At 69.0% G+C, this 13,096-nt stretch carries 12 protein-coding genes; 6 read left to right on the top strand and 6 right to left on the bottom strand.

Annotated elements, in window-relative coordinates; translation table 11 throughout:
• Positions 1-2 precede the first annotated feature (2 nt).
• Positions 3-326, bottom strand: a complete 324-nt coding sequence (gene uraH / locus GEV10_13265) for a hydroxyisourate hydrolase (protein ID MQA79426.1) — start codon at positions 324-326, stop codon at positions 3-5.
• A complete protein-coding gene (uraD, locus tag GEV10_13260; GenBank protein MQA79425.1) occupies positions 323-814 on the bottom strand; it encodes a 2-oxo-4-hydroxy-4-carboxy-5-ureidoimidazoline decarboxylase in 492 nt (163 codons plus the stop codon). Before uraD ends, uraH begins: the two co-directional genes overlap by 4 nt.
• 230 nt (positions 815-1,044) lie before the next feature.
• On the opposite strand from uraD, the gene GEV10_13255 reads away from it, so the two are divergent.
• From GEV10_13255 to secD, 4 genes are all read left to right on the top strand, one after another.
• Positions 1,045-2,535 carry a PucR family transcriptional regulator gene (locus GEV10_13255; GenBank protein ID MQA79424.1) on the top strand — a complete coding sequence of 497 codons (1,491 nt, stop codon included), beginning with the start codon at positions 1,045-1,047 and terminating at the stop codon, positions 2,533-2,535.
• Positions 2,536-2,643: 108 nt separating this feature from the next.
• Entirely contained in the window at positions 2,644-3,618 is a 975-nt protein-coding gene (locus tag GEV10_13250) for a hypothetical protein (protein ID MQA79423.1), read from the top strand.
• A gap of 39 nt (positions 3,619-3,657) precedes the next feature.
• Complete coding sequence (locus GEV10_13245) at positions 3,658-4,110, top strand: hypothetical protein (GenBank protein MQA79422.1); 453 nt, start codon at positions 3,658-3,660, stop codon at positions 4,108-4,110.
• Between the two features lie 54 nt (positions 4,111-4,164).
• Positions 4,165-6,492, top strand: coding sequence for a protein translocase subunit SecD (gene secD / locus GEV10_13240; protein MQA79421.1), 2,328 nt, complete (start codon positions 4,165-4,167; stop codon positions 6,490-6,492).
• Between the two features lie 87 nt (positions 6,493-6,579).
• Here secD and GEV10_13235 read toward each other — a convergent pair whose 3' ends face one another.
• Together GEV10_13235 and GEV10_13230 are read right to left on the bottom strand one after the other, a co-directional pair.
• Complete coding sequence (locus GEV10_13235; protein ID MQA79420.1) at positions 6,580-7,497, bottom strand: zinc-binding dehydrogenase; 918 nt, start codon at positions 7,495-7,497, stop codon at positions 6,580-6,582.
• A 48-nt stretch (positions 7,498-7,545) separates the two neighbouring features.
• Positions 7,546-7,800 (bottom strand): hypothetical protein, encoded by a 255-nt coding sequence (locus tag GEV10_13230; protein MQA79419.1) that lies wholly within the window; start codon positions 7,798-7,800, stop codon positions 7,546-7,548.
• 155 nt (positions 7,801-7,955) lie between these two features.
• On the opposite strand from GEV10_13230, the gene GEV10_13225 reads away from it, so the two are divergent.
• Positions 7,956-8,921, top strand: coding sequence for an AsnC family transcriptional regulator (locus tag GEV10_13225; GenBank protein MQA79418.1), 966 nt, complete (start codon positions 7,956-7,958; stop codon positions 8,919-8,921).
• A gap of 27 nt (positions 8,922-8,948) precedes the next feature.
• A complete protein-coding gene (locus GEV10_13220; protein MQA79417.1) occupies positions 8,949-9,254 on the top strand; it encodes an EF-hand domain-containing protein in 306 nt (101 codons plus the stop codon).
• A gap of 999 nt (positions 9,255-10,253) precedes the next feature.
• Here the strand turns inward: GEV10_13220 and GEV10_13215 are convergent.
• Together GEV10_13215 and GEV10_13210 are read right to left on the bottom strand one after the other, a co-directional pair.
• Positions 10,254-11,027, bottom strand: coding sequence for a hypothetical protein (locus GEV10_13215; protein MQA79416.1), 774 nt, complete (start codon positions 11,025-11,027; stop codon positions 10,254-10,256).
• Between the two features lie 711 nt (positions 11,028-11,738).
• Positions 11,739-12,776 carry a helix-turn-helix domain-containing protein gene (locus GEV10_13210; GenBank protein ID MQA79415.1) on the bottom strand — a complete coding sequence of 346 codons (1,038 nt, stop codon included), beginning with the start codon at positions 12,774-12,776 and terminating at the stop codon, positions 11,739-11,741.
• Between the last annotated feature and the right edge of the window lie 320 nt (positions 12,777-13,096).

Raw genomic sequence — 13,096 nt, 5'->3', positions numbered from 1 at the left:
TGTCAGCTCCCTCGGTAGGTCGTGTAGGAGAACGGGCTCGCCAGCAGTGGCACATGCTGGTGGGCGTCGGGATCGGTGACGGTGAACGTGACCACCACCTCGGGATGGAAGGCCTCCTTGCCCTGGTCCTGCCACCATGGACCGGTCGCGAAGACGATCCGGTGCACGCCGGGTCGCGACGGCCAGTCCGTGATCCGCCCGTCGTCGTCGGTGCGGGCGTGCACCACCTGGGCCCAGCCGTCGCCCGTCGAGCGCCACAGCGTGACGGACATGCCGGCCGCCGGCCGTCCCGTCGTCGCGTCGAGCACATGCGTCGAGATGCTCATCGGATCATCTTCGTCAAGCGCAGCCGGACGATCTTCCGCAGCTCCCTGGTCGTCTCCGTCCACTCGGTGGCCTCGTCGTTGCCGAGCCGTCGCTTCGCCTCGGCCAGCACGTCCAGCGCCGACAGCCCGGTCGCGCAGACGAGGAACACACGGTCGAACCGCTGCTCGTACGCGGCGTTGGCGGCGGCGAGATCGGCCCCGGTACCCGTGGCGGTGCGGACGCTCGACTGCTCCTCCCTGGACCACGCGGACTCCCGGCCGTCCCCTGCCGGACGTTCGCCGATGCGCGGGTGCGCCGCGACCACGGCCTCAACGGCGGGCCGGCCGAGCGCGTCGAACGCCGCCTCACCCGCCGCGACGAGGGACGCCACGTCGCGGTAGGGGCGGCCGCCGGCCACCCGCTGCGCCCACCCCGGCGAGGCGCAGCAGGGCGCGAGGGCGGCGGCCGCCGCCTCCGCCTCGAGGCGGTTGAACGAGTCGAGGGTCACCACCGGTGCCGTCGACCTCCCCCCTGGATCCGTGCCACGAGACGTGTATTGCACGCCACGTGCCCACCTCGCCACAACCGGCCGCCCGTACGAGATCGCCCACCCGGAAGCGCCGAACCGTCGTAGATTCCTCCAAGTCGCACCGCCTCCCGGCCCTCCGCCCCGTGGAGAATGGACACGTTCATCCGCGCCGGCGGTGACCGGCCCGGTGGGACGGAGAGGGGAGCGCGGTGGACCTGCGGTCGCTGCTCGCGACTCCGGCGCTCGGGCTGTCCCTGCGCGTCGGCGAGGCGGCGCTCGGCCACGAGGTGCGCTGGGTGGTCACCACCGACCTGCTCGACCCGCGCCGCTACCTCGCGGGCGGCGAGCTCGTCCTCACCGGCATGATGTGGCGGCACGACGAGACCGACGCCGAGACGTTCGTCGCCCACGTCGTCGCGGCGGGCGCCGTCGCGCTGGGGGCGAGCGACCCGGCACTCGACGACGTCCCGCGTGACCTGGTCGACGCGTGCAAGCGGCACGGGCTGCCGCTGTTCCACGTCGGCCGCGAGGTGTCGTTCTCGACGATCACCGAGCACGTCGTACGCCGCCTCGCCGCCGGGCGCTCGGCCGACCTCGCGACCCTGCTCGGCCGGCACCGGTCGCTCATCGAGGCCGGCACCCGGCTCGGCGGCGTCCTCGGGCTCGTCGCGGAGGAGCTCGGCCTGTCGTGCTGGGTGCTCTCCGGAACCGGCCGGACGATCGAGGGGACGGCCGCCCTCGGCGACGAGCAGCGCGCGGCGATCGCGGCCGAGGTCGCACGCGGTGGGCCGCTGCCGCGGCGGGTCACCCACCGCGGCACCGACGGGTACTCGGTGTTCGGCGTGGGTGCGCCGCCCCACGTGAGCCGGCTGCTCGTGGTCGACGACGACCACACCCGGTGGTCGCGGGAACGGCGGGGAGTCGCCGACGAGCTCGTCGCGATGGTCGCGCTCGACCTCGACACGTGGCTACGCGAGCACCGTACCGACGACGACCTGTTCACCCTCCTCGACGACGACACCGACCCGGGCACCGTCGCCACGCGTCTGCGCGTCGCCGGGCTCGACCCGGGAGCGGGCCTGCTCGTCGCCGTCGCCGACGGCGACGAGGCCGCCGCGGTGCTCGCCGAGGCGGTCGAACCGGTCGCGCGGCACTACGTCTGGGCGCGGTATGGAGGCGGCGCCGCGGCGGTGGCGCAGCTGACCGGCGGGGTCACCGGTGTCGCACGGGACGCGGTCGCCGTGCTCGCGCCGGCCCTGGCCGCGTCCGGCATGCGGGTGACCGTCGGCGTCAGCGACCCGGTCACGTCGGTGGACGGCCTCGCCGGGGCGTGGGCCGAGGCGAGGCAGGCCCGCGAGATCGCCGCGCTCGACCCGGCCGCCGCCTCCCTCGCGGGTTCCGAGCGGCTGGCGTCGCACGTGCTCCTCCTGGCGAACGTCTCCACCGAGGTGCGCCACGCGTTCCGTTCGCGGGTGCTCGACCCGCTCCTCGCGTACGACGAGCGGCACACGTCCGACCTCGTGCACACGCTCGAGACGTTCCTCGACTGCGGTGGCTCGTGGTCGCAGTGCGCCGCCGAGCTGCACGTGCACGTGAACACCCTGCGCTACCGGATCGACAGGATCGAGCAGCTGACCGGACGCGACCTGCGCCGTCTCCCCGACCAGGTCGACGTCTACCTGGCGCTGCGCCTGCGCTGACGATCGGCCGGACGGCCGATCGCCGTTCCTCCTTCCGGTCGATTCGCGCCCACGCCGCCGCTCGTAGCGTCGTGATCCAGGCGGGCGTCGACGATCGGAAGGTCGCAGATGAGCACCCAGGTACTCCCCGGACGGTGGCCGACGAGCACGCGACTGGGTCGGGTGCGCCTCGCCGCCGGGTACGGCCTGCTCCTCGCCGTCGTGCCGTACGCCGCTCTCAAGGTGGCGTGGCTGTCAGGCTCGCCGGTCGGGATACCGGCGGGCTCCCCGGCCAGGACCGAGTTCGGCGTGGCGAACGCGATCACGCTGGCGCTCGACCTCGCGGTCGTGGTGGTGGCGCTGGCGCTGACCCACCGCTGGGGGCAGCGGCTGCCCGCGTGGACGGTGTTGCTGCCGGCCTGGGTGGGCACCGGGTTCTTGATCCCCGTCGTCGGGCAGGTCGCCGTGGGGTTCGGGTACGGCCTGCTCACCTCGGGACGCCTGGTCGACCTGGAGAACGGACTGGTCGACGGGCCGACGTACACGCTCGTCTACGCGTCGTTCGCGGCACAGGGTCTGCTCCTGACGCTGTGCTTCGTCCTCTACGCCCGCGTGCGCTGGGCTTCGGTGCTCGATCGCGAGACGGCCCTCCGCCCAACTGTCGAGCGGATCTACACGACGCTCCCGCGGACGTTGGCCGGAGCCGGTGCAGCGGCCGCGTTGCTGGTCGGTGGCGCGCGCCTGTACCAGGCGGTCGCCGCCCCCGACAGCTGGCGCGCGGAGCCGTGGACCTTCTACACCAGGGTCACCCAGGGGGTGGAGGGTCTGCTGGCGGTCGCGGCCGCGGTCGGCGTGCTCGCCCTCGCCTACGGCGCTTCCCGCGTGCGCACCGCCCACGGTGTCGTCTTCGCCTGGACGGGCTCGGCGGTGCTGTTCTCCTGGGGCATGTTCGTCACGGTCGCCGCGGTCAGCCGCGCGCCGCTGTCGGAGGGCATCACCCCGCCGGCGGCGGTCGTCAGCCTCGTCTCGCTCCTCGCCGGTCTCGTGGTCGCGCTGGCCGGCGTGCTGACGCTGGGCCGCCTGCCCGGCAGGCCCGCTGCGTAGAGTAGGTCCCTCACATCGCCGAGCGAGCGGACACGGGTCATGGTGCGCGACGTCGAGCGTCGGCTGCTGCCGACGGCTCTCGCCACCCTGCTCGCGGCCCTCACCCTGCTGCTCGGTGTCGCGGGCGCGTCCACCACCACGCTGGCGAGCCGCACGGCCAACGCCGGCGCCGAGGGCGGCTCCGCGACGACGGGCCAGGCGACCTCGACCAGCGGCGGACGGCTCGCCGTACGCGAGCGCACCGCCGCCGCGACGTCCCGGACCCACCGGGGCACCTCCGCCGCCGCGGCGGCGTTCGGATCCGCGAGGGCCGGTTCGGTCGCCGCCGCAGGCGGCGCACCGTCCGGCGTGGTCGCCACCTCACCGGCCGACGTCGCGTCCTTCGCCATGGCGTCGCTGGGTGTCGCCGTCGCGACGCCCGCCGACCGTCCGACCATCGGCCGCGAAGGTGTGCCGTCCGGACGCGGTCCTCCGTCCGCCTCCGGAGTCTGACGGTCCCTGTCGGTCCGCGCGGCGTCGCCCGCGCGCCTCTCCCGGAGGCTTTCCTTGTCCCGTGCACCCATCGTGCGCGCCGTGATCGCACTCGCGATCATCGGCGGCTCCCTGTACTTCGCGTTCACCAGCTCCGCCCGCCTCGGCCTCGATCTGCGCGGCGGCACCCAGATCGTCCTCGAGGCCAGGGACGGCCCGCGCACCAAGGCCGACGCCGAGACGGTCGACAGGACCGTCGAGGTGCTCCGCGGCCGCGTCGACGCCATCGGCGTGTCCGAGCCGACCCTCACCCGGTCGGGGGAGCGGCGCATCATCATCGAGCTGCCCGGCCTGCAGGACCCCGACAAGGCCGTCGAGGTCATCGGCAGGACGGCACAGCTCTCGTTCCATCCCGTCCGCGGCGTCGTCGAGCAGGGCGCCGAGCCGGAGAAGCCGGAGAAGGGCGGCCGCATCCTCGCCGACGAGGACGGCCAGCGGCTCGTGCTCGGTGCCTCGACCCTGTCCGGCGAAGGGGTGAGTGGGGCGGAGGCCGCGCTCGACCAGGAGATGGGGACCCAGTGGGTGGTCAACGTCGACTTCGAGGGCGAGGGGCAGAACGCCTGGCAGCAGCTGACCGGTGAGGCTGCCTGCGCCCAGCCGGGTGACCCGAAGCGCCGCGTGGCGATCGTGCTCGACGACAAGGTCATCTCCTCGCCGCAGGTCGACCCGAGCATCCAGTGCCAGGCCGGCATGTCCGGTGGCTCGACGCAGATCACCGGGTCGTTCAGCCAGGGCGAGGCGAACGACCTCGCGGTGCTCATCGAGGGCGGCGCGCTGCCCGTCCCGGTCGAGATCATCGAGCGCCGTACCGTCGGCCCGACGCTCGGCGCGGACGCGATCGACGCGTCGGCCAAGGCGGGGATCATCGGTGTGATCCTGACCGGTCTGTTCATCATCGTCGTCTACCGGCTGGTCGGCTTCCTCGCGGCGATCGCCCTCGGCTGCTACGCGCTGATCTCGTACGCCACGCTCGTCGCTCTCGGGGCGACGCTGACCCTGCCGGGACTCGCGGGCTTCGTCCTCGCGATCGGCATGGCGGTCGACGCCAACGTGCTCGTCTTCGAACGCGCGAGAGAGGAGTACCAGCTCTACTCCGGCAAACGGAAGCTGCAGACGTCGATGGCGACCGGGTTCGCCAAGGCGTGGAGCGCGATCATCGACTCCAACGTCACCACGCTGCTCGCCGCCGGGTTGCTGTTCTTCCTCGCCTCTGGCCCGGTCCGCGGCTTCGGCGTGACGCTGTCGATCGGTGTCATCGCGTCGATGGTGTCGGCGCTGCTCGTCACCCGGGCGTTCGCGGACTGGGCGATGCGCATCCGTCCGCTGGAGACGCATCCCCGCCTCACCGGCATCTCGTCGACGGGACGGGTGCGCGACTGGCTGGTGCGGCGCAAGCCCGACCTGATGAGCAGGCGCAAGCTGTGGCTAGGCATCTCCGCGGTGGTCGTCGTGGTCGCGATCGCCGGTATCGGGATCCGTGGGCTGAACTTCGGTGTGGAGTTCACCGGCGGGCAGCTGACCGAGTACTCGGCGACGAAGAACGTGTCGGCCGACGTGGCGCGTGATGCGGTCTCCGACGCGGGCTTCCCGCGTGCCGTCGTGCAGACGTCCGGCGACAACATCTCCGTCCGGACGGGCACGATCACCGACGCGGAGTCCGAACGCATCCAGGTCGCGCTCGAACGCGTCGCCGGTGACGTCTCGATCGAGCGCGACGAGCTGATCGGTCCCAGCCTCGGCGACGAGCTGCGCAACAAGGCGCTCATCGCCCTCGGGGTCGCACTCGTCGCGCAGCTGCTCTACCTGGCGATCAGGTTCAGATGGACGTTCGGTGTCGGCGCCGTGCTCGCGATGTTCCAGGACGTCCTCATCGTCGTGGGCACGTTCGCGTGGCTCGGCAAGCCGGTCGACGGTGTGTTCCTCGCGGCCCTGCTCACCGTCATCGGCTACTCGGTCAACGACTCGGTGGTGGTCTTCGACCGCATCCGCGAGGTGTGGCGCGACAACAGGGGCAAGAAGCGCGCGCCGTTCGCCGAGGTGGCGAACATGGCGGTGCTGCGGACGGTGCCGCGCACCGTCAACACCGGCATGGGTGCGCTGTTCATCCTCGCGGCGCTCGCAGTGCTCGGCGGCGACTCGCTCACCGACTTCTCGGTGGCGCTGCTCGTCGGCATCGTCGCGGGGACGTTCTCGACGGTGTTCACGGCGACGCCCATCGTCGTGGGATTGGCGAGCAAGGCCGGCGGTCCGCCGCAGGCCAGGAGCGGAAGGCCGGCGAAGAAGTCGTCGGGCGGCCGGTCGCGTTCCGGCAGCGAGCGCAGCGACTCCGGCGCGGTCATCTGACCGGCGTCCACCTGGGGTCCCCGGTGGTGGTCCTGGTCCCTGCTGGGGTCCCCGGTGGTGGTGCCCGGCCCTGCTGGGGTCCCCAGGTCAGTCGGGGAGGAGCACGACCTTGCCGCGGACGTGTCCGGTCTCGAGGGCCCGGTGCGCCTCGGCGGCCTGGTCGAGCCGGTACGTCCGCGACACCGCCACGCGCAGCCGACCCTGCTCGTAGAGCTCGACGAGACCGGCCAGCTTCGCCGTCGACCGCCTGGTGTCGAGCGCGCGGACACCGAGGCGCTTCGCCGCCTCCGGATCGACGAGGGTGCCGACGCGGTCTCGGTCGGCGACGAGCTCGACCGAGACCCGCAACGCCTCCTCGGTGCCGGCGGCGTCGAGCGCGGCGTCGACCCCTTCGGGCGCGGCGGCGCGCACCCGGTCGGCGAGCCCGTCCCCGTACGTGACGGGGATGACACCGAGCTCGCGTAGGTAGTCGTGGTTGCGCTCGCTCGCCGTGCCGACGACGGTGGCGCCGTACGCGACGCCGAGCTGCACGGCGTACGACCCGACGCCGCCGGCCGCGGCGTGGACCAGCAGCGTCTCGCCCTCGGTGACGGCGAGGTCGGCGAGCGCGGTGGCAGCGGTCTGGCCCGACGCGGTGAGCACGCCGGCCTCGTCCCAGGGCATGCCCGCCGGCTTCGCGACGAGGTGGTCGGCGCGCACGACGGCGTGGTCGGCGTACCCCGTGAACGGCACCCAGCCGAGGACCTCGTCGCCGACCGTCCATGCGGTGACGTCATCGCCGACCAGGTCGACCATGCCCGCGATCTCGTTGCCGAGCGTCTGCGGGAACACCGCGGGCTTCCACGACGCCGCGCCACCGCGGCGGAACGTCACGTCGAACGGCGACACCCCCGCCGCCCTGACGTGCACGCGCACCCGGCCTGCTCCGGCGTCCGGCGGTTCGACCTCCGAGGTCTCGAGTACCTCTGGCCCGCCGTACGCGGAGAACGTGACGATCCGGCTCACCCTGCGCCTCCCCTGTCGACGCCGACAGGCTCGCACATGCGCGCGCCGTCAGGCGGTGAGGATGGTGCCGCGCGGTGCCGGGTACGCGACGGGGGACGGGCCCAGTCCGGACCGCACCAGCGTCTCGGCCGCGGCGAGCGCCGCCCTCGCGGGGTTCACCACGGGCAGGCCGAGGTCGGCCGTCAGCCGCTCGGCCACGCCGAGGAAGCCGAGGGTGAGGTAGCCGAGCACGAGGGTGTCGGCGCCGGCTTCGCGCAGCCGGTCGGCGGCGGCCCGTACGCGAGTGGCGGTCTCGTCGCCCATGTCCCTCGGTGCCTGCCTCGACTGCCTGGTTCCCGTCGGCGGTAGCGGCCATGACTGTCCTCCTGGATGGAGAAATCCGGATATGATCCCACAGGTCCGATGAAATCTAGCAGAACTACGGTTGGATCTGGAGAGAACCGGCAGTGAGTCAGGTCGTGCTGACGGAACTGGACCGTGCGCTGGTCGCTGCGCTCCACCTGAAGCCGCGGGCGCCGTGGGAGCTGCTCGCGCGGTGGCTCGACGCGTCGGAGTCGACCGTCGCCCGCCGCGCCGCGCGCCTCTTCGACTCGGGCCAGGTCGCCGTCGTCGGTCTCGTCGACCGGACGAGTAACGGCCACGGCCTGGAGGTCTCCGTCCGGGTCGGTTGCCGGCCGGGGACGGTGGAGCCCGTGCTGCGTGCCGTGGCCGGTGACTCGGACGTCCGTTTCGCGGCGGCGCTGACCGGTGCGGGCGGCATCCTCGTCGAGGCGGTCGCCGCGGACCACGAGGCGCTGCTGCGTCTCGTCGACGGCTCGATCGGCTCCGTCGACGGCGTGGTCGACCACACGACCGCGGTGATCACCGACCACCACACCGGGGCGTACGCCTGGGACCCCCAGATCCTCGACAAGGAGACGGCCGACGCGATCAGGGCACGTCCCGACCCCGCCGAGCCGGCGGAACGCGACACCGGCGACCCCTTGACGGAGCAGGAGTCGAGGATCGTCGAGGCGCTCGGCCGCGACGGCCGGATGTCGGTCACCGACCTCGCGTCGGCCGTCGGCACCAGCGCGTCGACCGTCCGGCGCCGCATGGACTCCCTGAGCCGCCGCGGCATCCTCCACTTCCGCACGGTCGTCGAGCCGTCGATCCTGGGCTTCGGCGCGGAGTACATGCTCTGGCTGGAGACCGAGCCCACCCGCACGGCCACCGTCGCCGCCCGGCTGGCCGCACACCCGGCCGTCCGCTACCTGGTCGGCACGTCGGGGGAGTACACGCTCTTCGGCGCCTGCGCGCTTACCCGCGGCGAGGACCTCGCCGACTTCCTGTCCGAGGCCCTGGGCGACGGCCGCGGCGTCCGCCGCGCTCACCCCCACCTGGTGCTGCGCGCCGCCAAGCGCCACTGGCGCCGAACGCGATGACGCACCCACGCTCGGCAGGTCGGACGCATGACGTCGTCCACTGCCGTGTCGGCTTCGATAGATTCCCGACTAGCGGATCGTCTACGGAGGAGCAGACTCATGTCGGATGCCCGTGAGGCAGCGAGGGCCGAGTTCGAGAAGTTCGACACCGATCACGATGGTGTGATCACCGTCGAAGAGGTCCGGCAGGTGAACCAGGCGCTCGGCGTCCATGCGGTCACCGATCAGGAGATCGAAGCGTTCGTCACCTCGGCAGACCGCGACGGTGACGGGAACCTCACCCTGGAGGAGTTCGTGGCGCTCGTCGGCGGCGGCCGCCACGAGCAACGGTAGCCAAGAAGCTACGAACCAGAGCCCATGATCGCCGATGGCGACCATGGGCTCTGGCCTGCGCAACAACGAGGTCAAGCGACTCAAGGCATACGCTCAGACCCGACGCCAACCCGCCGGAGGAGCCGTTCACGGGTGCGCTGCGAGGGTCGTCGGCGGAGCTTCACCTCACCGACGTGGACTTCACCTCGTCCCGGCACGAGGTGAAGTCCATGTTGATCACGTGCACGTGATCAAACGGTGCAGGCGGCGAGCCTATTGACGAGTCAGAGTATGGAGAGATAAGCGGTGGGTAAGCCGTGGGATCGAGCCCATGACCACCCGTGCTGCCTAGATGATCATGGCGCTGACCTGCAGTGATGGTGCGCCGCCAGGGACTCGAACCCCGAACCCACAGATTTAAAGATGGCTTCTGTCAACGTCTGTCGGCAACTGTTGACATGCCCTCTGACCTGCGATGGAGCGGGTTCGGACCTGCGGTCTTGGGGGAGTGGTCGTGGCCGGTTGCCAACGTTTCGTGTGAGCCAAAGTGTGAGCTGGACCGTCGGCAGCCAGTCTGCTCCCTCAGCCCGCGATAGGTGCTGCCCTTCGGGCCGGCCGGGTTCGGTCAAGCGCGAGTGTGCAGTTCCGCTCGCGCTTGACGGGTTCCGGTCGGTCTGGAATCCCCATGATCAAGTCGCGGGGTGAGGGAGCCCCACCGACCACCGCAGGCCGCGTGATCTGCGGATGCGGTGCGGACCTGTCGCGTCTGGGCCGTCAGCAGCACCCCGAGAGAGAGCTCGACGTCTCCTGGCGGCCTCGTGCTGTGCGCGCCAGTCGACCGGCGCAGGCCGTGCACGACGAGGGCGCTCACGCCCGCAGGAGTGCCGGACGCCGCGTCGGCGGCGCGCGCGGGGCCGGAGGGCCCGCCTTGAAGACGTACAGAAAGTCATCACGGCTCGTAGCGCCAGCGCCGGCTGTCCCGGCGGCAACTGCGAAGGCCAGCAAACTGCGCATCTGACATCAGCCTTCGGAATGATTGAGCTGCGTGTACAAAGTGAGGCGATGGCCAGACGTTGCTTGAACGCCTGACAGTTCGCCCGCCCAGCAGGAAATATCCACTAACATCCGCCAAGGCCGCCGATAGTTGTGCGGATCTTCAATGGTAGCCATTCCCAAAATGACGTGTGGCGTTTCTTCGTCATGTAGACGGATATCGCGGACATCGTTCGCGCACGTTCCTCGGACCAACCAGTTCTGCTCCACGCGAACACTGGATACAACTTCGATCATCGGTCGGTTAGTCTCGTCGAGATCCTCCGACATGGCAATGTACCGCCCTCTAAGGGCGGCGAACACGTCGGTAGCGATAGCAAGAAACTCGGGTGATCTGTTGTGCCTCTCGAGCAACGACTCCAACTTGACGTTCAATACATCGTGCTGGCCCGGGAGAGCAGTGTCGTGATACAAGCCCGCAAGTGTAGCGACCGATTCGACGTCCGTAGATCTACCTCGTTTGCTTTGGGCAATGCCAGTTGTCACCTTTAGGCCCAGACGAGCGAGGGCGTTCTCGATTGTGCGAACCCACGGCGGTCGCTGCAATGACTCAGTAATGATGATAGCTAGCAACAGTTCTCGATCAACGCGGAAATTTCGCGCCGCTGACTCCACCGCATTATTGACCTTCGCACTCAGCTTCAAACGTTCTTTCTTGGCGAGCCCGTCAATGTCTATCTCCTGGCCCCCGCGATCACTAACGAACGCTGCGATCAGTCCTGCGAGTGGCGCAGTGAACAAAGCTCCTAGGAGTGCCGTCGGTGTGGGAACTGCGTCTCTTGCGATCGGGCCAAGAAAGAAGCCAGCGACGCTTCCAACTAAGATTAGACCAATTCCCGATAGTCGCAAGTATAGAGCTGACGTGGTTGCTTCAGGGTGAAGCGCCCGCCAGCGAGGCAGATGATGCCATATGACAAGACCGGGAGACAGGATCAAATAGACGACTATATAGACGATGAGCGAAATGACGCCATTGCCCCTCAATCGTTCAGTAGTAACTGCACTTACGGCTGAGGCACTGAGAACTGGCAAGATTCTGAATGCTAGCCATGTGATCCATGTACGACTAGATTTGTATCCCGTTAGGTCTCGTGCAGTGAAATAGTGTTGTGGCCAGGCTGTTCGGAATACAGCGTAGAACAGCCATGTCACGCCTGATGCAAGGAGTGGGACGATGAATGTTGCGATCATGCTTGACCCTCTTCGTTGTCGCTACACATGGTGTCTGGCGCGACAATAGAGAGGCGAGATTGAGGATGATGCGAAGATTCGGAGATCAGCGCTCGCTGACGGGGCTTCGTGAAGCCTCGCTACTTTCAGTTAGTTCGGATTCTTGGCAGCGTTGCTTGTGCATGCGAGTCAACTGTGTGGTAGTGCTCGCAGATCTGTCAGTCAGCCCGGCTGGCTACTGGCCGAACCCCTCGCTTGGGAAGGTCGCTCACACAGCTCGGTCTAGTCATTAACGTCTACCCACTCACTGACGTCCTCACCGGTGGGGCTGCGCACTCCGCCGGGTTCGAACAGCGAGATGGTGACTGGTTCGACCTGGAGGCCCTTGCTGCGCCATGGTTCTCGCGGCTGTGTGGCGAGTCGCTCTAGGAACCGGATCTGGCCGTTGAAGTAGTCGTGATACGGGGTTCCTTGGTCGAACACCATGACGGGACCTTCGGTGCCACGCTTGCCAGCCCCGTAGAGCATCACGCGACACGCGTCGTCGATCTCCTCGACGGCGAATGCGCACGGGAAGTTGTACGTCCAGACGTGGAAGCCGGCTCCTTGGTCGGCCACACGGGCGATGCGTTCCTGTGCGTCGTAGAGCGGACGCAAGAACTCCCGCGTGTACCGGACCGGATCCTCCATCGAGGCCTCGGCTGGCTCCAGCCGGTACCGGTCAACCCGAGAATCGCAGTAGGGGTGCATCACGTAGAAGTGCACCGGGATCTCGACCGCCTTGCGCTCAAAGAGGGGTAGCGCCAGGTCGGAGACGTAGAAGTTGCGAGTGAGGCCGAACATGTTGATCCGCTCGCGTGCGGATTGGAGTCGTCCAAGCAGGTCAGCTTGGGAGTCGTCATTGGTGCGCGGGAACATGTTGGCAAGACCTGCTTGCTGCAGGTGGTTCACGTCGGCTTTCGAGTAGTCGGTGCCGAAGCCGAGGCGGCTGGGACTTGTCTGGTACAGCCGACACAGGTAATCGATCCGCTCTTCTGAGGGGCGGACGTCGCCGTGCTCCCACTTGCAGAGATGTGCTCCTGAGATGCCCGGAGCCTTGAGTCCGTCCTGCTCGTACAGGGCGTCGAGTCGTTTCGAGACCTCGGTGCGAGTCCAGCCGTGAGCAAGTCGCCACGCTTCGAGAGGCAGCAACTCGGGCAACTCCAAGGTGATGGCGTGAGCGATCGCCTCGACATTGTCGCCGGTCGTTAGACGGCGGATCCGGATGTCGTTGGCGTGAGCCGCGAACTGCTTCCTGCGGGCCCGATCGATCTTTCCCATGTTGCCACCGTAGCGCAACGACAGTTGTCATGCAAAGACAAGTGTTTTGTCACGCGGACCCATTGGCGTGGCAATCACCTCCGGGTGAGTCTGGATGGCATCACGTCAGTTCGAAGTGGCCACGAGGTCACGCTGACGAGGTTCCGAGGAAGGGAACAGTCATGAAGCTCATCATCAACGCGGAGAGCAAGCAGGTGACGGTGTCGAAGGACCCGGAGGAGAAGAACGACCAGACCGGTCGTCAGAAGACCGAGCGTGACACGGGCCGGCCGATGTGGTCTACCCAGGTGGTTGTGATGGACGAGGACGGGGCCGAGGTG

This window comes from Streptosporangiales bacterium (assembly GCA_009379955.1).
In the GTDB taxonomy this organism is placed as follows: Bacteria; Actinomycetota; Actinomycetes; order Streptosporangiales; family WHST01; genus WHST01.
The sequence above is the reverse complement of the archived record's forward strand: the minus strand, read 5'-3'. Positions and strand labels throughout refer to the sequence as shown.

Excerpts from the sequence above, each read along its gene's own strand:
- uraH (MQA79426.1), bottom strand. The coding sequence starts at position 326 with ATGAGCATCTCGACGCATGTGCTCGACGCGACGACGGGACGGCCGGCG.
- GEV10_13250 (MQA79423.1), top strand. The coding sequence starts at position 2,644 with ATGAGCACCCAGGTACTCCCCGGACGGTGGCCGACGAGCACGCGACTG.
- GEV10_13245 (MQA79422.1), top strand. The coding sequence starts at position 3,658 with ATGGTGCGCGACGTCGAGCGTCGGCTGCTGCCGACGGCTCTCGCCACC.
- GEV10_13230 (MQA79419.1), bottom strand. The coding sequence starts at position 7,800 with ATGGGCGACGAGACCGCCACTCGCGTACGGGCCGCCGCCGACCGGCTG.
- GEV10_13220 (MQA79417.1), top strand. The coding sequence starts at position 8,949 with ATGACGTCGTCCACTGCCGTGTCGGCTTCGATAGATTCCCGACTAGCG.
- GEV10_13210 (MQA79415.1), bottom strand. The coding sequence starts at position 12,776 with ATGGGAAAGATCGATCGGGCCCGCAGGAAGCAGTTCGCGGCTCACGCC.